The organism is Streptomyces antarcticus, assembly GCF_026627255.1.
Classification (GTDB): Bacteria; Actinomycetota; Actinomycetes; order Streptomycetales; family Streptomycetaceae; genus Streptomyces; species Streptomyces antarcticus.
This window is the reverse complement of the sequence record NZ_JAPNLM010000016.1, coordinates 1-21,858: the sequence shown is the minus strand read 5'-3', so window position 1 is coordinate 21,858 and position 21,858 is coordinate 1. Positions and strand designations below refer to the sequence as shown.

15 protein-coding genes and 1 pseudogene are annotated in these 21,858 nt (G+C 73.0%); 10 read left to right on the top strand and 6 right to left on the bottom strand.

Annotated features, from left to right (window positions below):
- Nucleotides 1-21 precede the first annotated feature (21 nt).
- Together OTB16_RS23200 and OTB16_RS23195 are read left to right on the top strand one after the other, a co-directional pair.
- Complete coding sequence (locus OTB16_RS23200) at nucleotides 22-1,140, top strand: YhgE/Pip domain-containing protein (protein WP_267722537.1); 1,119 nt, start codon at nucleotides 22-24, stop codon at nucleotides 1,138-1,140.
- A gap of 94 nt (nucleotides 1,141-1,234) precedes the next feature.
- Nucleotides 1,235-2,419, top strand: a complete 1,185-nt coding sequence (locus OTB16_RS23195) for an AAA family ATPase (protein WP_267722535.1) — start codon at nucleotides 1,235-1,237, stop codon at nucleotides 2,417-2,419.
- Between the two features lie 114 nt (nucleotides 2,420-2,533).
- On the opposite strand, the gene OTB16_RS23190 is transcribed toward OTB16_RS23195, so the two are convergent.
- Both OTB16_RS23190 and OTB16_RS23185 read right to left on the bottom strand, forming a co-directional pair.
- Nucleotides 2,534-4,189 carry an amidohydrolase gene (locus OTB16_RS23190; protein ID WP_267722533.1) on the bottom strand — a complete coding sequence of 552 codons (1,656 nt, stop codon included), beginning with the start codon at nucleotides 4,187-4,189 and terminating at the stop codon, nucleotides 2,534-2,536.
- A 69-nt stretch (nucleotides 4,190-4,258) separates the two neighbouring features.
- A complete protein-coding gene (locus tag OTB16_RS23185; RefSeq protein WP_267722531.1) occupies nucleotides 4,259-5,650 on the bottom strand; it encodes a purine-cytosine permease family protein in 1,392 nt (463 codons plus the stop codon).
- A gap of 139 nt (nucleotides 5,651-5,789) precedes the next feature.
- Here OTB16_RS23185 and OTB16_RS23180 point away from each other — a divergent pair, with 139 nt between their 5' ends.
- The gene (locus OTB16_RS23180; RefSeq protein WP_267722529.1) at nucleotides 5,790-6,392 is read left to right on the top strand and encodes a TetR/AcrR family transcriptional regulator; all 603 of its coding nucleotides are present in this window, start codon (nucleotides 5,790-5,792) and stop codon (nucleotides 6,390-6,392) included.
- Between the two features lie 130 nt (nucleotides 6,393-6,522).
- Here OTB16_RS23180 and OTB16_RS23175 read toward each other — a convergent pair.
- Nucleotides 6,523-7,866 (bottom strand): annotated as a pseudogene (locus OTB16_RS23175) (aldehyde dehydrogenase family protein); the annotation flags it as partial.
- A 324-nt stretch (nucleotides 7,867-8,190) separates the two neighbouring features.
- Here OTB16_RS23175 and OTB16_RS23170 point away from each other — a divergent pair.
- The 7 genes from OTB16_RS23170 (at nucleotide 8,191) to OTB16_RS23140 (ending at nucleotide 19,075) form a co-directional block, all read left to right on the top strand.
- Entirely contained in the window at nucleotides 8,191-9,093 is a 903-nt protein-coding gene (locus OTB16_RS23170; RefSeq protein ID WP_267722527.1) for an alpha/beta fold hydrolase, read from the top strand.
- 235 nt (nucleotides 9,094-9,328) lie between these two features.
- A complete protein-coding gene (gene fxsA, locus OTB16_RS23165) occupies nucleotides 9,329-9,493 on the top strand; it encodes an FxSxx-COOH cyclophane-containing RiPP peptide (RefSeq protein WP_267722526.1) in 165 nt (54 codons plus the stop codon).
- A gap of 29 nt (nucleotides 9,494-9,522) precedes the next feature.
- Nucleotides 9,523-11,835 (top strand): radical SAM/SPASM protein FxsBH, inactivated beta-hydroxylase extension form, encoded by a 2,313-nt coding sequence (fxsBH, locus tag OTB16_RS23160; RefSeq protein WP_267722524.1) that lies wholly within the window; start codon nucleotides 9,523-9,525, stop codon nucleotides 11,833-11,835.
- Nucleotides 11,832-12,689: an AAC(3) family N-acetyltransferase gene (locus OTB16_RS23155; protein ID WP_267722522.1), complete on the top strand. Its 858-nt coding sequence runs from the start codon at nucleotides 11,832-11,834 to the stop codon at nucleotides 12,687-12,689. Before fxsBH ends, OTB16_RS23155 begins: the two co-directional genes overlap by 4 nt.
- Before the next feature lie 43 nt (nucleotides 12,690-12,732).
- Complete coding sequence (locus OTB16_RS23150) at nucleotides 12,733-14,130, top strand: TIR-like protein FxsC (protein WP_267722746.1); 1,398 nt, start codon at nucleotides 12,733-12,735, stop codon at nucleotides 14,128-14,130.
- Nucleotides 14,114-18,136 (top strand): FxSxx-COOH system tetratricopeptide repeat protein, encoded by a 4,023-nt coding sequence (gene fxsT / locus OTB16_RS23145; protein WP_267722521.1) that lies wholly within the window; start codon nucleotides 14,114-14,116, stop codon nucleotides 18,134-18,136. Before OTB16_RS23150 ends, fxsT begins: the two co-directional genes overlap by 17 nt.
- A 42-nt stretch (nucleotides 18,137-18,178) precedes the next feature.
- The gene (locus OTB16_RS23140; RefSeq protein WP_267722745.1) at nucleotides 18,179-19,075 is read left to right on the top strand and encodes a DUF4231 domain-containing protein; all 897 of its coding nucleotides are present in this window, start codon (nucleotides 18,179-18,181) and stop codon (nucleotides 19,073-19,075) included.
- A 27-nt stretch (nucleotides 19,076-19,102) separates the two neighbouring features.
- On the opposite strand, the gene OTB16_RS23135 is transcribed toward OTB16_RS23140, so the two are convergent.
- From OTB16_RS23135 to OTB16_RS23125, 3 genes are all read right to left on the bottom strand, one after another.
- Entirely contained in the window at nucleotides 19,103-19,582 is a 480-nt protein-coding gene (locus OTB16_RS23135; protein WP_267722519.1) for an OTU domain-containing protein, read from the bottom strand.
- An 88-nt stretch (nucleotides 19,583-19,670) separates the two neighbouring features.
- A complete protein-coding gene (locus OTB16_RS23130; RefSeq protein WP_267722517.1) occupies nucleotides 19,671-20,540 on the bottom strand; it encodes a S1 family peptidase in 870 nt (289 codons plus the stop codon).
- A 147-nt stretch (nucleotides 20,541-20,687) separates the two neighbouring features.
- Nucleotides 20,688-21,503: a DUF1684 domain-containing protein gene (locus OTB16_RS23125; protein WP_267722516.1), complete on the bottom strand. Its 816-nt coding sequence runs from the start codon at nucleotides 21,501-21,503 to the stop codon at nucleotides 20,688-20,690.
- Nucleotides 21,504-21,858 lie beyond the last annotated feature (355 nt).

The window sequence follows — 21,858 nt, the reverse complement described above, 5'->3', positions numbered from 1 at the left end:
CGCCGCGCCGAGCGTGGGGGCATGACCCAGCCCACCGAGAGCACCGCAGCAGACCCGTCCGGCGGCTTCCTCGCCGAGATCAAGGACGCCGTGACGACCCGGGCAGCCCTGCTGGTCCTGGGGGTGCTGGCCCTCCAGCTCGCCTTCATCACCTCGTACATCGGGGCCTTCCACCACCCGAGGCCCAGCGACATCCCGATCGCGGTGGCCGCCCCCCTCGCACCGGTCGCCGCGCAGACCGCGAAGCAGCTCGGCGCCCTGCCCGGCGACCCGCTCGACCCCCGCACCGTCAAGGACGAGGCCGCGGCGCGCGTCCGGATCCAGAACCGGGACGTCGACGCCGCGCTGATCATCGACCCGTCGGGCACGATCGACCGGCTGCTGGTCGCCGGCGGCGCCGGAGCCTCCCTCTCCCAGGCCGTCGAGGAGATCGTCGGCCTCGCCGAGCAGAGCCAGGGCCGCACCGTCCGGATCGTCGACGTGGCCCCGGCCGCCGCAGGCGACGGGCGCGGGCTGAGCGCCTTCTACCTGGTCGTCGGCTGGTGCGTCGGCGGCTACCTGTGCGCCGCGATCCTCGCGATCAGCGCCGGCGCCCGCCCCGCGAACTCCGCCCGGGCCGTCATCCGGCTCGGCGCGCTGCTCGTGTACGCGATCGTCGCCGGGCTGCTCGGCGCGGTCATCGCCGGCCCGGTCCTGGGCGCCCTGCCCGGCTCGATCGCGGCGCTGTGGGGGCTGGGCACCCTGGTCGTCTTCGCGGTCGGCGCGATCACCCTGGCCCTCCAGGGACTGGCGGGCGTGGTCGGCATCGGCCTCGCGATCCTGCTGGTCGTGGTGTTCGGCAACCCGAGCGCGGGCGGCGCCTACCCGTACCCGCTGCTGCCGCCGTTCTGGAGCGCCATCGGCCCGGCCCTGCCGCCGGGCGCCGGCACGTACGCCGCGCGTTCCATCGCGTACTTCAGCGGCAACGGCGCGGGCGGGCCGATGCTGGTACTGGCCGGCTGGGTGGTCCTCGGCTCCGCGGTCACGCTCGCCTGCGCGATCTTCCGCAAGGGCAGGCCGGGGGCGGCGGTCGGCAGCGGACTCCCCGACGACGCGCCGTCCGTCCCCCGCTTCGCCGGTGAGGGAACGGCCCCCCGGTGAACAGCCCGCTCCTGGGGGATCGGCAGCCGGCGGATCCACCTGGTGCCGCTGTCGACCTTCGCACCCGACGGGCACTCCGAGGCATGATCGCCCCGTGATCACCACGCTCGCCGTCGAGAACTACCGCTCCCTGCGGAAACTGGTCGTCCCGCTGGGCCGGCTCACCGTCGTCACCGGGGCCAACGGCACCGGCAAGTCCAGCCTGTACCGCTCGCTGCGCCTGCTCGCCGACTCCGCCCGCGGCGGCGCCGTCGCCGCGCTGGCCAGGGAGGGCGGGCTGCCGTCCACCCTGTGGGCGGGGCCGGAGAAGCTCGGCCGGGCCGTGCGCGAGGGGCGGCAGCCGCTCCAGGGCACGGTCCGTACCGAGCCGGTCAGCCTGCGCCTGGGCTTCGCGGGCGACGAGTTCGGGTACGCCGTCGACTTCGGGCACCCGGCCCCGGTCCCGGACTCGCTCTTCTCCCTCGACCCGGAGATCAAGCGCGAGTGCACCTGGGCGGGACCCGTGCTGCGCCCGGCCGCACTGCTGTCGGACCGGGCGGGCCCCGCCGTACGGACGCGCACGGCCGACGGCGGCTGGCACCGGACGCAGAACGCCCTGCGCCCGTACGACTCCGTGCTCAGCGAGCTCGCCGACCCCCAGCTGGCCCCCGACCTCCTCGCCCTGCGCGAGCTGATGCGGTCCTGGCGGTTCTACGATCACGTCCGCACCGACGCCGGGGCGCCCGCCCGGACCCCGCGGATCGGCACCCGTACGCCGGTGCTCGGCGCCGACGGCTCGGACCTGCCCGCCGCGCTCCAGACGATCCGGGAGACCGGGGACCACGCCGCCCTGGACGAGGCCGTCGAAGCCGCCTTCCCCGGCAGCCGGGTCTCCGTCACCGAACGGGACGGCCGCTTCGAGCTGGAACTCCACCAGCACGGCCTGCTGCGCCCGCTGGGCGCCGCCGAGCTCTCCGACGGCACCCTGCGCTACCTGCTCTGGACGGCGGCCCTGCTGACCCCGCGGCCGCCCGCCCTGATGGTGCTGAACGAGCCGGAGACCAGCCTCCACCCGGACCTGCTGGCACCGCTCGCGGACCTGATCCTCACGGCCTCCCGGAACACCCAGACGGTGGTGGTCACCCACGCCGCCCCGCTGGCCGGGGCCCTGGCCGCCGGAACCCGCCGGCACCGGGTGGACCTGCGGACGGTCACCCTGGTCAAGGAGTTCGGCCGCACCGAGGTCGCGGGCCGCGAGGGCCCGCTGGACGAACCGCTCTGGTACTGGCCCCAGCGCTGACCGGGCCGGGAAGAGCCCGGACCGGACGCCCAGCCCCCGGACCGCACCCCCCGCGCCCGGCCCCCCGCGCCGCCCGGCCCCCGGGCCGGAATCCCGCGCCTGACGGACCGGGTGTCAGCCGGCCCGGTGGACGACCTCGCCCGCCACGACGACCACCTCCGCCACCGTGCCCAGGATCCGCTCCGGCGCGACGGCGAGGATGTCCCGCGACCACACCACGAAGTCGGCCGCCTTGCCCACGGCCAGCGAACCCCGCTCCGCCTCCAGGAAGTTGGCGTACGCCGAGCCCATCGTGTAGCCGTACACCGCCTGCACCACGTCCACCGTCTCGGCGGGCTGCCACGGGTCGCCGCCGTCCAGCGGGCGGCGCGTCACCGCCGTGTAGATGCCGACCATCGGGTCCATCTCGGCGACGTTCCAGTCGCTGGAGAAGGCCAGCACCGCGCCCGCCTCCCGCAGGCTCCGCATCGGCCACGCCTTGTGCCAGCGGTCCTCGCCCACGTTCTCCGCCCAGTCCTGGCCGGGGCCGGCGATCTCCGGTGCGCAGTGCCGCGGCTGCATGCACGCGACCACGCCCAGCTCCGCGAAGCGCGGCACGTCCGCCGGGTCCAGGCACTCCACGTGCACGACCTGGTGGCGGGCGTCGCGCGGGCCGTTCACCGTACGGGCGTGCTCCACCGCGTCCAGCACGGTACGGATGCCGCGGTCGCCGGTGGCGTGCACGAAGCACTGGAAGCCCCGCGCGTCCAGCCCGGCCAGCAGTTCCGCGAACTCCTGCGCCGGGTAGAAGGTCTCGCCCCGGTGCGCGCCGCAGCCGGTGTACGGCTCCAGCAGCGCGGCCGTGCGCGGTTCCACCACGTCGTCGATGTACAGCTTGAGCGGGCCCACCCGCAGCCGGTCCCCCGCGTACATCCGGGCGGCGGCGGCAAAGCCGTCGAGCTCCTCCTCCGTGGTGCCGCGCGGGTGGAACAGCGCGGCGACGATCCGCGAGCGCAGCCGCCCCTCCGCCCGGGCCCGCTCGTACAGCCCCAGGTCGTCGAGGGAGTTCTGCGGTTCCACCACCGTGGTGATGCCGAAGCCGATGGCGTCGTCGAGGCTCTTCGCGAGCCGCCCGTACTGCCGTTCCGGCGAGGCCCACGGCACGCCCAGGTCGCGCAGCTCCCGGTGGCCGTCGCGGGAGAGCCCCTTGACGGCGAAGTCGTTGACGAACCCGGTGGGCTCGCCGGTCTCCGGGTCGGTCGCGGCCGTGCCGAAGGGGAGGTCCGTGCGGTCGCGGGTGACGCCCAGGCGCCGCATGGCCGCCGTGTTCAGCCAGGCCGTGTGCACGTCGTACGAGAGCACGAGCGCGGGGGTGTCCCCGGTGACCGGGTCCAGGTCGGCCGCGCACGGCATCCGCCCGCCCGGAACGGCCGAGTAGTCGAAGGCCTCCGCCTCGATCCACTCCGCGTCCGGGTGCGCCTCCCGCCAGGTGCCGATCCGGTCGAGGACGGCGTCCAGGGTCCGGGCCCCGGCCAGCTGCACGCAGGCGTCGTCGGAGCCGAGCCGGACGTGGTTGTGGGCGTCGATGAAGCCGGGCAGCACCAGCTTCCCGCCCGCGTCGAGCACCTCGGTGCCGGGCCCGGACCACTGCCCGGCCTCGGCGTCGGAGCCGACCCATACGATCCGGCCGTCGTGTACGGCGAGGGCCTCGGCCTCGGGGCGGGCGGGGTCCACGGTGTGGATGCGGGCTCCGGTGAGGAGCAGGTCTGCGGGGAAGGGGCGCGGTGACATGTGCGGGTGCTCCTGTGCGGGGTGGACGGGCGCGCGGGCCGGTACCGGGGGGGCGGGGGTGAGGGAGGGTCAGGCGGCCGGCGCGTACGCGGGTGTCCGGCGTACGAGGGCCCAGTACGTCAGCCCGGACACCACGGCGCCGAGCAGGGTGAGGTCGGCGCCGCCGAGCGGGGCCACCAGCGGGCCGGTCCACAGCTCGGAGTCGCAGGTCAGGGCGGCGAAGGCCATGCCGGCGAGCAGGGCGGCCAGGCCGGCCGGGTGGTAGCCGGCGCGGTACCAGTAGGCCCCCGCGCGCCCGGCGTGCAGCGCATCGGAGTCGTAGCGGCAGCGGCGCAGCAGCATGTCGGCGAGGAAGACCCCGCCCCAGGGCGCGAAGACGATGATCAGCAGGGAGAGGAAGGAGAGCAGGGAGGTGGTGAAGTCGGTGAGGAACAGTGCGCCCATCGATCCGGCGGCGGTCACGGCCGCGCTGATCACGATGGCCCGGGCGCGGCTCCAGGGGATGCCGAGGACCTGGAGGTTCAGGCTGGACGAGTAGAGGGTGATGATCGAGTTGGTGACGGAGCCGCCGAGCACCAGGGCCAGGAACAGCGGCTGGAACCAGCCGGGCAGCAGGCTCTCGGCCCCCGCGACGGCGTCGGTCATGTCGGTCTGGGTCGCGGCGGCCACCCCGGCGACGCCGAGGGCCACCGAGGAGACGAAGCCGCCCAGGGCCCCCATCCAGGTGATCGACTTCAGCGTGGTGGTGCGGGGCAGGTAGCGGGTGTAGTCGGCGGGCATCGGCAGGTACGAGAACGGCCCGGCCAGCATGACCACGAAGGCCAGGCTCCAGCCGGACAGCCCGGGGGCGGCGGCGGGGGCGGAGGTGTCGGCGCCCGGCAGGACGAAGACGAGCAGCACGCCGAAGCCGGCGGCGAGGACGTAGGCCATCCAGCGCTCGGCGAACTGCACGGTGGCGTGGCCCCACATCGCCACGGCGAAGGTCAGCGCGAGGGTGAGGGCGAGCGCGAGGGCCCGGACGCCGCTCCCGGTGCCGAGGCCGGTCTCGGCGAAGAAGACCTCCAGGGCCAGCGTCCCGACCACGGTGTTGACGATGGTGTAGCCGATGCCCACCACCCAGTTGAGGACGCCGGCGGGGAAGTTCCCGCGGACGCCGAAGGCCGCGCGGGAGATGACCAGGGTGGCGGTGCCGGTGCGGATGCCGCTGAGGCCGGCGGCGCTGACGGCGAAGAAGGACAGTCCGCTGATCACGACCACGGCGGTGGCCTGCCAGAAGGAGAGGCCGAAGGCGACGGCGAGGGCCCCGTTGATCACGTAGGTGAAGGTGAGGTTCGAGCCGAACCAGAGCCAGAAGAGGTCCTTGGCGCCGCCGTGGCGCTCCGCGTCGGGGATGGGGTCGATGCCGTGGGTCTCGACCCGGAAGACCTCGTCGACGTCGGGCGTCGTCTCCTGCTGTGTCATGCGCCGTACCCCTGACCGTACTGGACCTTGAACGACGTTCTAGGTTCTTGAATGGCATTCAAGATGCGGGGCGAAGCGGGGCCGCGTCAAGACCCTGTCCGGGATAAGGTCGGGACCCGAAGATCAGAAGGGCGGACCGGTGGCGGGAGCGGCACGGCGGCGCGACGGGCAGATCGCCCAGGAGCGGATGCTGGAAGAGGCCATGGCGGCGATCGCCGAGGACGGGCTGGCGGCGCTCACCATGTCCGCGCTCGCCGAGCGGCTCGGCACCAGCGGCGGGCACATCCTGTACTACTTCGGCAGCAAGGACCGACTGCTGCTGGAGGCGCTGCGCTGGAGCGAGGCCCAGCTCGCCACCGAGCGGGCCGGATTGCTGGGCCGACGGGTCACCGCGCACCGCAAGCTCGCCCTCTTCACCGAGCTGTACCTGCCGCGCGGCCCCCGGGACCCGCGCTGGACCCTGTGGATCGAGCTGTGGGCCCGTACCGCCTCCAACGAGCCGCTGCGCGCCGCCCAGCAGGAGATCGACGACGGCTGGCAGCGCGACCTGGAGGCCCTCCTCGCCAAGGGCGTCGGCCAGGGCCGCTTCGCCCCGGTGGACGTGCCCGGCCGGGCCTCGGAACTGCTGGCCCTGCTGGACGGGCTGAGCACCCGCGTCGTCCTGGGCCAGCCCGGCGCGGACCGGTCCGCCGCCCTGGAACGGGCCCGCTCGGCCTCCGCGGCCCTGATCCCGCACCTCTGAGGCTTCCTTCCGGAAGCAGGCGCCCTTCCGGAAGCAGGTGCCCTTCCGGAAGCAGGTGCCCTTCCGGAAGCAGGTGCCCTTCCGGAAGCAGGTGCCCTTCCGGGAGCAGGGCGTCTTCCCGGAAGTCCCGTCCGATCCGCTTGATGTTGACCAGGTTCACCGCGGTGACGTTGCCGGACACCGAGTTGTGTCCGTAGGAGCCGCAGCCGAGGGTCAGCGAGGGCAGGAAGGCGTTGTAGACGTCGCCGATGCCGCCGAAGGTGGAGGGCGAGTTGGCGATGACGCGGATCGCCCTGACCCTGCGGCCGAACTCCTCGACGAGGTCCTCGTCCTCGGCGTGGATGGCGGCGCTGTGGCCCAGTCCGTGGAACTCCACCATCGCGGCCGCGAGTTCGAGGCCGCGCTCGGTGTCGGAGGCCTTCAGGGCGGCCAGTACCGGGGAGAGCTTCTCGCGGGTCAGCGGCTCGCCTTCGCCGACCTCGTCGCACTCGGCGAGCAGGATGGAGGTTCCGTCGGGGACGGTGAATCCGGCCTGTTCGGCGATCCACCGCGGGGACTTGCCGCCGACGGCCGGGTTCAGCTTCGCGCCGGAGCAGTCGGCGGCGTGGGCCGTCGTACCGAAGACGAACTGCTCCAGCTTGGTCTTCTCGGCGGCGCTGACCACGTGGGCCCCGAGGCGCTTGAACTCGGCGATGCCGGCCTCATAGACCTCCCGGTCGAGGATGACGGCCTGCTCGGAGGCGCAGATCATGCCGTTGCCGAAGGCCTTGGAGAGCACGATGCCGTGGATGGCGCGGCCCAGCTTGGCGCTCTTGTGGACGTACGCGGGAACGTTGCCGGCGCCGACGCCCAGGGCCGGCTTGCCGCATGAGTAGGCGGCCTTGACCATGGCGTTTCCGCCGGTGGCGAGGATGGTGGAGACGCCCGGGTGGTTCATCAGCGCGCCGGTGGCCTCCATGGAGGGGACGGTGACCCACTGCACGCAGTTCTCCGGGGCGCCGGCGGCGACGGCCGCGTCGCGCACGGTGCGGGCGGCCTCGGCGGAGCAGTTCTGCGCGGAGGGGTGGAAGGCGAAGATGATCGGGTTGCGGGTCTTCAGCGCGATCAGGGCCTTGAATACCGTCGTCGAGGTCGGGTTGGTGACGGGGGTCATCGCGCAGACGACGCCGACCGGCTCGGCCATCTCGGTGATGCCGTTCAGCTCGTCGCGGCGGATCACGCCCGCCGTCTTCAGCCCGCGCATGGAGTTCACGACGTGTTCGCAGGCGAAGAGGTTCTTCACGGCCTTGTCCTCGAAGAGGCCGCGGCCGGTCTCCTCGACGGCGAGCCGGGCGAGCTCACCGTGGCGGCCCAGCGCCGCGAGGGAGGCCTTCTTGGCGATGTGGTCGACCTGCTCCTGATTGAAGGACTCGAACCGGCCGAGCGCCGCGAGCGCCCCCTGGACCAGTCGGTCCACCATCTCGTTGGCCTGCATGACGGAAACTCCTTCATTTCGACCCGGCCCGAACCGGCGACCCGCTGATTTCCTGACGCCTCAGCCTGATGACTCAATTCGACACCCGAAAACGGGTGCCGGAGTGCCGAAAAGGCCCCTTTCGGGGAGGCCGAAAGCCCTTTTGCGCTCACCCTCACCCCCTCAAACCCCTATTTGACCTGGGCATATGCCGAGGGACCAAAGACCCCTGCGCGCTTGTGAAAGCTTTCACAAGAATTGAGCGCGAAGTGCGCCCTACCGCACTCCTCCCCCAACGAGCACAATCACCGTGACGGCCCGCGTCAACCGTGAGGGAGGGAGCGCGTGCGCCATCAGGTGCGTACCGCCGACGGCCGCGCTCTGACCGTGGAGCGCTGGGGCGATCCGGAGGGCAGGCCGGTCTTCCTGCTCCACGGCACCCCCGGCAGCCGCCTGGGACCCGCGCCCCGGGGCATGGTCCTCTACCAGCGCCGGATGCAGCTCATCGCGTACGACAGACCCGGCTACGGCGGCTCCGACCGCCACCCGGGCCGCACCGTCGCCGACGTGGCCCAGGAGGTGGCCACGATCGCCGACTCCCTGGGCCTGGACGCCTTCGCCGTGGCGGGCCGCTCCGGCGGCGCCCCCGGCGCCCTGGCCTGCGCCGCCCTGCTCCCGGACCGGGTCACCCGGACGGCGGCCATGGTGGGGCTGGCCCCCTGGGACGCGGAGGACCTGGACTGGTTCGCCGGGATGGCCGACTCCAACGTCCAGGAGTACACCACCGCCTTCGACGACCCCGAGGAGCTGGCGGCCCGGCTGATCCCCCGCGCCGACGGCATCCGCAAGGACCCCGGCCGGCTCCTGGACGAGCTGCGCCAGGACCTGACGGCCAACGACCGCATGATCGTGTCGGACGCGGGCCTGCGGTCGATGCTGCTGCGCAACTACCGCGAAGGGCTGCGGACTTCGGCGTACGGATGGATCGACGACGCCCTCGCCTTCAGCCGCCCCTGGGGCTTCGACCCCGCCGACATCCGCTGCCCGGTGCTCATCTGGCACGGGGAGCTGGACGTGTTCTCCCCCGTCGGCCACTCCCGCTGGCTGGGCCGCCGGATCCCCGGTGCCACCACGACCATCGACCCGGCCGGCGCCCACTTCGCCGCCCTGCGCGCGCTGCCCGACGTACTGAACTGGCTGCTGCGCGACGTTCCGGCGCCGCCGGTCAGCGAACAGCAGCCCGCGTAGCGGAGGCGGCCGCCGGGGCACCGGAACCGTCCGCCGGAAGGAATGGATCTTTCCGTGCGGCGAACGGCCGAATACGCCCACCGTGAAATTCCCGGCGCTTTGCCTAGAACGCTTGACCAGGCGTCATGTCTCGGTTGCCAATGGGGTGTGGCCGAGTAAAGTCCACGTTTGACAGCAGCGGCCCGTTGTTGTCATTCACATGCCCATTCCACATGGCTCCCCCAAGGACGGTGTCGTGAACACTTCCGCAACCCCCGCGACCAGCACGGTCAAGGCCCGCCGGACCCCGCTCGCCCAGATCGACGTCCGCAGCGCCTCGGCGACGGCGACGCTCGGCCGCGTACTGCCGGCGGAATCCGGTCGTTCGGTTCAGGCACCGATCTTCAACTCCGCTCTCTGACGGTGAAGCAAGCGCTCTAGACTGGTGGAATGACCGGCCTGATCGCATTTCGCGAGATCGTCCTGAAGGTTCACAGCAGATGCGATCTTGCTTGTGATCATTGCTACGTCTACGAACACGCAGATCAGAGCTGGCGGGCCCGGCCGAAGGTGATCTCCCCCGAGGTCATCTCGCGTACCGCGTCACGGCTCGCCGAACATGCCCGTGACCATGCACTCCCCTCTGTCACGGTGATTCTCCACGGAGGGGAACCCCTGCTGGCCGGCACCGCCCGGCTCCGGCTCGTGTGCGAGGAGTTCACCCGGGCACTCGCCGGAACGGCCGCGCTCGACCTGCGGATCCACACCAACGGACTCCAGCTCGCCGGCCGCCACCTCGACCTCTTCGACGAGTTCGGCGTAGGGGTCGGCATCTCCCTCGACGGGGACCGCGCGGCCAACGACCGCCACCGCCGCTTCGCGGACGGCCGTACGAGCCACCCCCTGGTCCTGGCCGCCGTCGCCCTGCTCCGCTCCGCGCCCTACCGCCACCTCTACCAGGGCCTGCTGTGCACCGTGGACGTCGCCAACGACCCGGTCGCCGTCCTGGACGCGCTCGTCGAACTCGAACCCCCGCGCGTGGACTTCCTCCTCCCCCACGCCACCTGGGACACGCCCCCGGCCCGGCCCGACGGCGCCCCCGACGCGTACGCCCGCTGGCTGCTGCGGGTCTTCGACCACTGGGAGCGCCGCGAGCGCCCGGTACCCGTACGGCTCTTCGAGTCCCTGCTCTCCACCCTGCGCGGCGGCCCCAGCCTGACCGAGTCCCTGGGCCTGGCGCCCACCGACCTCGTCGTCGTCGAGACCGACGGCGCCCTGGAACAGGTGGACTCGCTCAAGAGCGCCTACGAGGGGGCCGCGGCCACCGGGTTCAACGTCTTCGACCACGCCTTCGACGAGGTCGCCGCCCATCCCGGGGTCCGCGCCCGGCAGCTGGGCCTCGCGGGGGTCAGCGAGGCGTGCCGCCGGTGCCCCGTCGTACGTTCGTGCGGCGGCGGGCTGTACACCCACCGCTACCGCGACGGGGACGGCTTCGACAACCCCTCCGTGTACTGCACCGACCTGCGCGAGCTCGTCGACGGGGTCGAGGGCCGCGCCGCGGCCCGCGAGACCGCGCCGCAGCTGGCCGACCCGGCGGAACTCGTCCGGTCCCAGGAGGAGCTGACCCGGGTGCTGCTGGCCCGGCTGCACGCCGACCTCGCCGACGAGCCCGGCTGGGCCCGGGCCTGGGAGCTGCTGGCCGAGGTGGAGCGGGCCGGGGACGCGGGCGCCGACGCCCTGGACGCCGTACTGGACCACCCGTTCACCCGGACCTGGGTGCTGGCCGCCCTGGACACGGCGCGCGGGGACCGGCCCTCCGGCGCGGCGCCCGGGACCGGCCCGGGTCCCGCTCCCGGCCCCGGTCCCGGTCCCGCGGAGGCCGCCCGCAGGCTGACCGCGCTGACCGCCGCGGCCGTGCTGCGGGGCGGGCTGGACCTGCCGGCCGAGGTGGCCTACCGGGACGGCGAGGTCTACCTCCCGACGCTGGGCCTGCTGCGGCTGGGCGAGCCCGGCACCGAGGGCCGGGCCGCGCTGCGGGCCACCGGCGAGGGGTACGCCGTACGGGACGGCCGCGCCGAGCACCGCTTCGGGCCGGCGGCGGGGGACGCGCGCTGGCAGCCCGTACGGACCTGGTCGCCCGGCCCGGACTCCGCTCCGGTGGCGCTGGAGGACCTCGACCCGTACCGCAACTGCTTCGCCCGCCCGCCCAGGCTCCGGCTCGGCGCCGGGGAGGCCGAGGAGTGGCGCGGCCGGCTGGACGGGGCGTGGGCGCTGCTGCGCGCCTCGCTGCCGGAGTTCACCCGGGCGGCCACCGCCGGGCTGAGCACCCTGACCACGCTGACCCCGCTCGCGGGCGGCCCCCGGGCCGGCGGCTGGGGCGAGGCGGGACGGCACGGCCCCGGAGCGCTCGGGGTGCCGTACGCGGCGGGGGTCCCGGAGACGGCGCTCGCGCTGCTGACCGGGCGGCGCCGGGCCCGGCTGCGGGCCCTGACCGAGGTGACCGACCTGTACGCGCTGGACGGGCAGTGGCAGCACCCCTCGCCGTGGCGGGAGCGGCCCGTCCCGGTGTCGCGGCTGCTGGCGGACGTACACGAGCGGGTGGCGGTGGAGGCGTACCGGCGGGCCACGACGGCCCCCGAGCCGGGTGCGTCGGACCGCATCCACCAGGCCCTGGACCGGCTGTCGGCGGCGGCCGAGCTGACGGTCACCGGCAAGCGGCTGGTGGCGGAGCTGCGCTGGGAGCTGAAGGCGGTCGACGCGTGAGCGCCCCGCCGGGAACCGTCGGCCCGGCCGGCGGGCCACCGCCCGCGCGCCCGCGCGGGACGCCGGGCGCGCTGACCCTCGCGGCCCAGCTGCGACGGCTCGGCGTGCGCCCCGGGACGCTGCTGATGGCCCACGCCTCCCTGAGCGGTACGGGGCTGCGCGCCGAGGTGCTGCGCGAGGCCCTGACCGGCCTCCTCGGGCCCCGCGGCACCTTGGTGGTCCCGGCGTTCACCTCGTCGAACTCCACCACGTCCGCCGGCCACCGGCGGCGGACGGCGGGGCTGACCCCGGCGCAGGTGCGGGCCTTCCGGGAGCGCATGCCCGCCTACGACCCGCTGCTCAGCCCCAGCGAGGGGATGGGCGTCCTCGCCGAGGCCGTCCGCACGGCGCCGGGCGCCGTGCGCAGCGCCCACCCGCAGACCTCGTTCGCCGCCGTGGGCCGGGACGCGGTCAGGCTCTGCTCGGGCCACCGGATCGAAAGCCACATGGGCGAGGACTCCCCCCTGGGAAAGCTGTGCTGGGAGGGGGGTCAGGTACTCATGATCAATGTGGGGTTTTCCGTCTGCACCGCTTTCCATCTCGCGGAGTATCGAATTCCGAAGCCCCCCTTGCGCATGTACGAGTGTGTGGTGAAGGTGAACCATCCGGGGGTCCGGCAAGGGCGTCAGCAGGGGGGAGAGTGGACCGCGTACGAGGACGTCGAGCTGGACGACAGTGATTTCGCGGAGATCGGCGGGACGTTCCCGGATTCGCGGGTGCGCAGGGGTCTGGTGGGAGGGGCTTCGGCCATGTTCTTCTCGATCCCGGACGCCGTCGATCACGCCCGTGAATGGATGACCGAAAACAGACGCTGATTGACTGAACGATGAGGGGATGTGGCGATGCAGCTCCGGAATGATGTTTCTTCGCTCGCATCTTCGGGACGGGGGGCGTGTGCCCGCATCAGTGCAGCCGTACTTTTTTCTCAGTTATGCGCATACACCGAGATTCGGGGCCGGGGGGCCCGACCCGGACATGTGGGTCGAGCGTCTCTTCCGCGACCTCTGCAGCCACGTCATGGCCCTGACGGACCTTCCCGCGGGCTCGGACGCCGGGTTCATGGACCGGGAGATACGCAGCGGCGAGGGCTGGTCGGAACGGCTCGCGGCGGCGCTCGCCACCTGCCGGGTGTTCGTGCCCCTCTTCTCGCCGAGGTATTTCGCCAGTGAGATGTGCGGGAAGGAGTGGTTCGCCTTCTCGCAGCGCCTCATCCAGAAGAGCGCCATCACCAACGAGTCGGCCGACGCCATCGTGCCGGCGTTATGGGTGCCGGTCCCGCCCGCCCAACTGCCGGGCCCCGCAGAGCGGTTGCAGTTCAACCACAACACCTTCGGAGAGCGGTACGTCACCGACGGGCTGTACGGGCTGATCAAGCTGCGCGGATACGCGGAGCAGTACGAGCGGGCGGTGTACGAGCTGGCCAAGCGCATCGTCTCGGTCGCCGAGACCGTCCGCCTGGCGTCCACCCGCCCGGTGGACTACCGGGGCATACCGAGCGCCTTCGGCACGCCCGGGAACGCCGGCCGCACCCTCCAGGTGACCGTGGCGGCCTCCTCCCGGCACGACCTGCCGGAGGGCCGCAGCCCCGAGTACTACGGGGACAGCGCGCTGGAGTGGAACCCGTACCACCCGGTCTCGCAGAAGCCCATCGCGTACGTGGCCGAGGACCTGGTCAGGTCCCTCAACTACCGCACGACCATGGCCACGTTCGACGACGAGGCCGGGCACTTCGACAGCAAGCAGCCGCCGACCCGCCCCGAGATCCTGATCGTCGACCGCTGGGTGGTCGAGGACGAGCACCGCCGGCAGCGCCTCGCCGCCTTCGACCAGGAGTCCCGCCCGTGGATCAACGTGGTCGTGCCCTGGAACCGCTACGACCACCAGAGCCGGGCGAAGGAGGACGAGCTGACCCGGCGACTGGAGGAGACCCTCCCCGTCAAGATGGGCCAGGGCCGGGCCGCGTGCCGGGCCGCGGCCAACGGTGTCGCGAACATGGAGACCCTCGGCCAGATCCTGCCGCAGGTCGTCGAGGCGGCCGCCCAGCAGTTCCTCAGACACGCCCAGGTGTACCTGCCGGCCGGCAGCACCCACACCGAACGCCCGCGGCTGATCGGGCCGATGGGGATGAACGAGCCGTTCACACCCGCGCCGTCCGTTCCCTTCCCGCCCGATGCCCAGCGCGCGCGCACCGCAAGCAACGACGGCAACGACGCCGACGACATCGACCGGGGGGACGCGGATGACAGCGAGTCGTGACAGCGACAGCCGTGACGGACGGATCGTCACCTTCTACTCGTACAAGGGCGGTACCGGCCGCACCATGGCGCTGGCCAACACCGCCTGGATCCTCGCCGCCAACGGCAAGCGGGTCCTCGCCGTGGACTGGGACCTGGAGGCCCCGGGCCTGCACCGCTTCTTCCACCCCTTCCTGGACCCGTCCACGCTCGGGGCCACCACCGGCGTCATCGACCTGATCAGTGAGTACGCCTGGGCCGCGACCAGCCCGGTGGCGCGGGCCGACGACTGGCACAAGGACTACGCGCGCATCCAGCCGCACGCGGTCTCGCTCACCCCGGAGGTCCTCGGCTGGGAGTTCCCGGACGGCGGCACCCTCGACTTCGTCTCGGCGGGCCGGCAGAACCGCGAGTACTCCGCGACCGTCTCCACCTTCGACTGGGACAACTTCTACGACCGGCTCGGCGGCGGTCTCTTCTTCGACGCCTTACGCGCGGACATGAAGCGGAACTACGACTACGTCCTCATCGACAGCCGTACCGGCCTCTCCGACATCGCGGACATCTGCACCGTCCACCTCCCCGACGTCCTCGTCGACTGCTTCACCCTCTCCGACCAGTCCATCGACGGCGCCGCGTCCGTCGCACGGCAGATCGACGAGCGGTTCGGCGACCGGGGCATCACGATCTACCCGGTCCCGATGCGGATCGACGAGGGCGAGAAGGAGAAGGCCGACGCCGGCCGGGCCCTGGCCCGGATCAAGTTCGACCGGTTCCCGGGCGGCCTCGTCGGGGAGGAGCTCACCTCCTACTGGGGCGCGGTGGAGATCCCGTACCGCCCGTACTACGCGTACGAGGAGACCCTGGCGACCTTCGGCGACGAGGCCGGGCTCACCAACTCCCTCCTCTCCGCCTTCGAACGCCTCACCACCGTGGTGACCGGCGGCGAGATCACCTCGATGCCGGCCATTGGCGACGAGGTCCGGCTCCGCATCCGGGACGCCTTCACCCGGCGCCGCCCCGCGCTGCCCGCCGACCTGTTCCTCTCGTACGTCGCCGAGAACCGCATGTGGGCCGACTGGATCGAGTCGGTGCTCACCCGGGCCGGCTTCCGGGTCGTCCCCCGGGACGTCTCCGCCGAGCCGGCGCCGGTCGGCGGCTCCGGTGCCGGGTCCGGCACCGGGTCCGGCGCGGGCTCCGGCGGCGACACGCTCGGCGGCGCGGGCCTCGGCGTCGACACCGCCGCCCGGACCGTGGTGCTGCTCTCCAGCGCCTACCTCAAGTCGGCCCGCGCCGTGGACGTGTGGAACCGGGCGGCCGCCGAGGACCCCACCGGCGGCCGGCGCCAGCTGGTGCCGCTGCGGGTGGGCGACGTACGGCTCGCCACGCCCTACATCGACCGCAACCCGGTGGACCTGTTCCGGCTCGACGAGGTGCACGCCACCACCGCCCTGCTGCGCGCGGTGGAGCGGCCTATGGCCCTGCCCGACAGCGTCAACAGCGCCTCGCAGCCCGGCCCCCGGTTCCCGGGGACCGTCCCGAAGATCTGGAACGCGCCGCCCCGCAACACCGGGTTCACCGGCCGCAGCATCGTGCTGGAGCGGATGCGCGACCAGCTCGGCGGCGGCATGGCCGTGGTGCTGCCGCAGCCGCAGACGCTGTACGGGCTCGGCGGCGTCGGCAAGACCCAGGTGGCGCTGGAGTACGTGCACCGGTTCATGGCCGACTACGACCTGGTGTGGTGGATCTCCTCGGAGCAGACCGACGACGTGGTCGCGGCCCTCGCCGAGCTGGCCGTAAGGCTGGGGGCGCAGACCGGGGAGGACATGGCGTCCGCCTCGCAGGAGGCGATCGACCTGCTGCGGCGCGGCGTGCCGTCCTCGCGCTGGCTGCTGGTCTTCGACAACGCCGACGACCCCGAGACCCTCAAGCGGTTCTTCCCGCCGGGCGGTCCCGGCCACGTGCTCGTGACCTCCCGCAACCAGTCCTGGTCGCAGTACGGTGACGCGCTGCCCGTGGACGTGTTCCTGCGCGAGGAGTCCATCGAACACCTCCAGCGCCGCGCACCCGGGCTGTCCACGGACGATGCCGAGCAGGTGGCCGTGGCGGTGGGTGACCTGCCGCTGGCCGTCGAGCAGGCCGGCGCCTGGATCGCGGAGACCGCGACCCCGGTGTCCGCGTACATCGAGCAGCTGGCACAGCAGGCCGCCCGTGTGCTGGGCCTGAACCAGCCGCCCGGGTACCCGGAGCCGGTGGCCGCCACCTGGAACGTGTCCATCGAGCGGCTGCAGTCCCGGTCCCCGGCCGCCGTGCGGCTGTTGCAGCTGTGCGCCTTCTTCGCGCCGGAGCCGATCTCGGCGAATCTCCTCTACAGCAAGGAGATGATCGACGCGCTGAAGCCGTACGACTCCTCCCTCCAGGAGAAGCTGGTGCTGGGCCGGGTGATCCGGGAGATCGGCCGGTTCGCGCTGGCCAAGGTCGACCAGGTCAGCAACAGCATCCAGGTCCACCGCCTGGTGCAGGCGGTGATCCGGGCGCAGTTGTCGCAGGAGGAGCAGTACGAGGCCCGGCACGCGGTGCACCGGATCCTCGCGGGGGCCCGGCCGGACGACGACGAGCCGATAGACAACCCGGAGACCTGGCCGCGGTTCAACACGATCTGGCCGCACCTGACCCCGTCCGACGCCCGTCACTGCAAGGAGCCGGAGACCCGACGGCTGCTGATCGACCGGGTGCGCTACCTGTGGAAGCGCGGTGACTTCAAGGCCGCGCACCAGCTGGGCGAGGAGTTGCGCGAGGTCTGGAAGGAGACCCTGGGCGGCGACGACCTGCAGTACCTGTACCTGCGGTTCCACCTCTCCAACATCCTGCGCTCGCAGGGCCGCTTCGTGGAGGCGATGGAGCTGGACGAGGGCACGCTGGAGCGGCAGCGGGACGCCCTCGGGGCCTCGCACCCGCACACGTACATGACCACCAGCGGCCTGGCGATGGACCTGGGCGCGCTCGGCCGCTACGGCGAGGCGATGGAACTGGCGACGGCCGCGCACGAGGGCTTCGGGCAGATCTTCCACGAGGCGCACCCGCGCACCCTGGCCGCCGCGAACAACCTGGCGCTGAACCTGCGCATGGTCGGGCAGTACTCCCGGGCCCGGGAGATCGACCAGGAGGTCTTCGACCGGCGTACGGAGGTGCTGGGCCCGGACCACCCGTACACGCTGTCCTCGGCGCAGAACCTGGCCCGGGACCTGCGCGAGGTGGGCCGCTACGACGACTCGGTGCAGCTGCTGGCCCGGACGTACGAGATCTACAAGCGGCAGCTCGGCTGGGCGTTCCCGGGCACGCTGTCGGCGGCGAAGAACCTGGCGGTGTCGCTGCGCCGGGCGGGCGAGCTGGAGGACGCGCTGCGGCTGACGACGGCGACCCGGGGCCGCTACCGGGCCAAGTACACCTCGGTCAACCCGGACCTGCTGGCCTGCGAACTGAACCTGGCCGCGGACCTGTTCGCGACCGGGGACCCGGGCGCGGCGCGGGACCTGGCGCAGGAGGTGGTCGACGAGTACATGAAGGTGCCGGGCGCGCGGCACCCGTACACCCTGGCGGCGGTCAACAACCTGGCGGTGTTCCACTGGGGCACGGGGGCGGCGGAGACGGCGGAGCCGATGCTGCGGCAGACGATCGGGCACATGCGCGAGGTGCTGGGCGACAACCATCCGCACACGATCTTCGCGCACCTCAACCTGGCCAACGCCCGGGCCGACCTGGGCGATCCGGAGGGGGCCCTGGAGCTGGAGCGGCTGTCCGTGATGCGGCTGCGCGAGGCGCTCGGGGTGCATCATCCGGAGACCCTGGCGAGTGCCTCCAACATGGCGGTCAGCCTGGACTCCATGGGCCGCAAGGAGGAGGCGGCCCGGGTCCGCGCGGAGGCGGTGGCCGAACTGACCCGGCTGCTCGGCGAGGAGCACGGTCTGACCCGCTACGCCCGCGACGAGCGGCGGGTCCACCGCGACCTGGAGCCCCTCGCCGTGTGATCCGACCGCCACCCGACAGCAGGGGGCGCTGTGACCGACAGCATGACCTTTCGACACGAGGACCTGCCGGCCCTCTTCCACCACACCGACCAGGCGGCGATCTCCCGCCAGCGGGAGTCCACCCAGGCGACCCGCGCCCAGTTGCTGCTGCTGGTCACGGCCGCCGCGGCGGCGGCGCTGCCGCCGGGCCCGGAGCTCGGCCCGGTGCGCCTGTTCGGGCTGCTGAGCGCGCTGGCGTACGCCGGGGTGCTGGCCGTGGGCGTACGGGCGACCAGGCGGCGGGCCCGCCCGCAGTGGCAGCTCAACCGCAGTGCGGCGGAGTTCATCAAGTCCCTGGCCTGGCGGTACGCCGTGCACGGGGCGCCGTTCGGCAGCGATGCCGCCGACGCGGGGGCGACGTACCGGACGCGGCTGGAGAAGGGTCTGGACGAGCTGCGCAAGATGGGCTGGGAGGACCCGCGGGCCGCCGGGGTGGTCCCGGAGGGCGGGGAGATCACGGGCGCGATGGAGCGGCTGCGCGGGATGGGCTACCAGGCGCGGCGCGAGACGTACGTCCGGGACCGGCTGATCGAGCAGCGCAACTGGTACCGGCGGCGGACGGAGGTGTCGCGGCGGGCGACGGCCCTGTGGTCGTGGACGATCGTGCTGCTGACCTGCCTGGCGCTGCTGTTCGCGGTGTTCGGGATGTTCGGCTCGGGTCCGGGCGCGGAGCTGACGGGGCTGCTGAGCGCGGCCGCCGCGGCCGGGATCGCCTGGAACGAGGTGCGCCGGCACCATCCGCTGATCGAGGCGCACACCCTGATCGAGCAGGACCTGGCGGCGATGATGGTCGTGATGCAGACGACGATCACCGAGTCCCAGTGGCCGTCGTCGGTGTACGAGACCGAGCGGTACGTGTCGCCGCAGCACACGGACTGGCTGGCCCGGCACAGCAGCTGACGTCCGCGCGGGGGCGGGGGGCGCGGCTCAGTCCCGGGTCGCGCCCGCCTGCCAGATGACGGTGACCGGCTTGCCGAGCGTCCGGGCGTAGGCGACGATCTCGGCGGTGCCGCCGTGCCCGCGCGCGGGCAGCCCGTCCCAGACGGCGACGAGCCGGTCGCAGGAGTCGGCGATGTAGGTGCCGGCGGCGTAGTAGGCCTCGTCCGTGGAGTGGGCGAAGTCCATCCGCACCTCCTGGGCGGCCCGCCGCTTGAGCCCCCGGTAGCGGGCCAGGGCCTCGGCGTCCTCGAAGGCGTCCTCGTAGTCCCCGCTGGGGATGACCACGGTGAGGTCGGCGCCGTATTCCAGCGCGATGGCGGCGAACAGCTGGTCGGCGCCGTCGGCGAGGCTGGAGAGGGCCTCCAGCGGCCCTTCGTGACGGCCCAGCACGGCCCGCAGGGCGCTCTCCACGTGGGCGAGCGCCCTGCCGGGGATGGACCGGTGACCGGTCACTCCGATGCGTTTCATGCGCGAGCCTCCCCCGTGGACACCCTGGACATCCTCCCAGATGGCGGGAGGACGTCCAGGGGTGCTGCCGGGGGCGCGTGGGTCACCGTCAGTAGACGCTGACCCCGTAGGCGTTGAGGGCCTCGACCACGGGCTGGAAGAACGTGGTCCCGCCGGAGGAGCAGTTGCCGCTGCCGCCGGAGGTGAGGCCGACGGCGCGGGTGCCCGAGTAGAGCGGGCCGCCGCTGTCGCCGGGCTCGGCGCACACGTTGGTGCGGATCATGCCGTAGACGACGTCGCCGCCGCCGTAGTTGACGGTGGCGTTGAGGCCGGTGACCGAGCCGCTGTGGGTGCCCGTGGTGGACCCCCGCCGCTTGACGGCCATGCCGGTGGTGGCGTTGACCGCGCTGGTGATGTCCTGGCTGCCGACGGTCCCGGGCGGGACCGGCGAGTTGCTGGCGTACTTGATCAGGCCGTAGTCGTTGGTGGGGAAGCTGGACCCGGTGGTCGAGCCGAGCACGGTGGTCTTGGCGGAGTTGCTCCACCAGGTGCCGGCGCCGTCCGTACAGTGCCCGGCGGTGAGCGCGTAGTACGTACTTCCGCTGCGCACGTTGAAGCCGAGCGAGCAGCGCCAGCTCGACGCGTAGATCGCGTCGCCGCCGGAGAGCAGCTTGGTCAGCTTGCCCGGGGTGCGTTCGATGCGCAGAGCGCCGGCGTCGGCCCCCGCCTCGCGCTTGATTCTCGCGAGGGAGGCGGCGGAGACGGTGGAGTCGGCCGTGACCACGAGGGTCCCGGTGGCGGGGTCGGTGTGCCAGGCGGTGCCGGCGACGTCGGCGCGCAGGACGGATGCGCCGGCCGAGGCGAGACGGGAGGCGCTGAACCCGCCGTCCTGCGTGTCCGCGCTGGCGGCGGTGGGGGCGGCCAGGGCCGCTACGGCGGCCAGGCCGGTGGCCGCCGCGAGCAGCCTGGTACGGGTCATGCTCTTGATCCTCACTTATCGTCCTCCGGGAGGGTTGGGGGCCCGGCGATCGTGGGGGTGCCGGAGCCCGTGAGGCGCGTCAGGAGCACGGGGAGCGCATGCGGACATGCCGTGTCCCTGACAAGCACTCCGGGGAGTGTCCTGTCGTCAGTAATCGGTCGCAAGGGCGGCTTTCAGCCGCCTCTCGCCCGCCGCCACCTCGAAGGGCAGCGTGTTCCCCGGTGGCGGGAACGGGCACACGAAGTGGTCCGCGAAGGCGCAGGGCGGCAGCAGCGCACGGTTGAGGTCCACCGTGATCGAGCCGTCCGGGGCGGGAGCGCCGGGCTTCAGGAAGCGGAAGCGGTAGCTGGAGCGGCCGCCGGTGGCGTCCGCGAAGACGGCCCAGAGGCTGCCGTCGTCCCCGTCGACGGCGACCTGGAGGGTGTGCTCCGCGCCCTCGAAGGCGAAGGCGAGCTCACCGCCGAGCCCGAGGCCCCGGGCGCGCCCGTCGGCGTTCTCGACCTGGACGGTACGGTCCCCGGCGTACGGCCGGAAGCGGCCCGGCAGCGCGAGGGCCGGGTCGTACGGGGTGGCCTCGATGCCGGCGAACGCCCGGCGGGTCTCGGAGCCGGGATCGAAGACGCGGACCGCCCACTCCCCTTCCCGGCGGATCACGACGAGCCGTACCTCGCCCGCGGAGACCCGGGAGCTCGCGGACGGGCCCTCGTCGGCGGCGAGCACGGCCTCACCCGTGAAGGGCTCGCCGTCCACGCGCAGGCGGTCCCCGGCGTCGGCGGTCAGCGTCACCGCGCCGCCGGTCGCGCGCCAGAGCCCCGGAACGGCCGGAAGTCGACCTTCTGGGTAGTCGGCGAGCCAGTGGGTCCCGATCAGGGCGAGGGGGCCGTACGGGGCGGACACGGAGGCCAGCCGTCGCTCGTGCCATGTCCGCCAGTCGGCGTGCGGATCGTCTGCGTCGTCGCTCATGCCGCTCAACCCTTCCACGCCGGTCCGGACGGGAACCGCGGGGTACCCCGTCCGGACCTGTGGAGTCTGACGGGACCTCAGTCGCAGGGGCAGCAGCAGCCGTCGCAGTCGCAGCCCGACGGGCAGTCGCAGTTGGAGCAGCAGCCCTCGCGCTTCTTGCGGGACCAGGGGCCCTCGTACTCGTCGGCGCAGCAGATCCGGCACGTGCAGAACAGGCCGATGGCGACCGCGCAGCCCGCGCAGGGGACAGGGTCCCGCGGTGCGCCGGGCGCCGGGGGCGGGCCCGGACTGAGCCTCCGTCAGAACGGAGACCAGCAAACCGTCATAGTTCGTGACGATCCGGGCGAACTGGCCG

Excerpts from the sequence above, each read along its gene's own strand:
- OTB16_RS23185 (WP_267722531.1), bottom strand. The coding sequence starts at position 5,650 with ATGACACAGCAGGAGACGACGCCCGACGTCGACGAGGTCTTCCGGGTC.
- OTB16_RS23130 (WP_267722517.1), bottom strand. The coding sequence starts at position 20,540 with ATGACCCGTACCAGGCTGCTCGCGGCGGCCACCGGCCTGGCCGCCGTA.
- OTB16_RS23200 (WP_267722537.1), top strand. The coding sequence starts at position 22 with ATGACCCAGCCCACCGAGAGCACCGCAGCAGACCCGTCCGGCGGCTTC.
- OTB16_RS23125 (WP_267722516.1), bottom strand. The coding sequence starts at position 21,503 with ATGAGCGACGACGCAGACGATCCGCACGCCGACTGGCGGACATGGCAC.
- OTB16_RS23190 (WP_267722533.1), bottom strand. The coding sequence starts at position 4,189 with ATGTCACCGCGCCCCTTCCCCGCAGACCTGCTCCTCACCGGAGCCCGC.
- fxsBH (WP_267722524.1), top strand. The coding sequence starts at position 9,523 with ATGACCGGCCTGATCGCATTTCGCGAGATCGTCCTGAAGGTTCACAGC.
- OTB16_RS23135 (WP_267722519.1), bottom strand. The coding sequence starts at position 19,582 with ATGAAACGCATCGGAGTGACCGGTCACCGGTCCATCCCCGGCAGGGCG.
- fxsT (WP_267722521.1), top strand. The coding sequence starts at position 14,114 with ATGACAGCGAGTCGTGACAGCGACAGCCGTGACGGACGGATCGTCACC.
- OTB16_RS23140 (WP_267722745.1), top strand. The coding sequence starts at position 18,179 with ATGACCTTTCGACACGAGGACCTGCCGGCCCTCTTCCACCACACCGAC.
- OTB16_RS23150 (WP_267722746.1), top strand. The coding sequence starts at position 12,733 with ATGTTTCTTCGCTCGCATCTTCGGGACGGGGGGCGTGTGCCCGCATCA.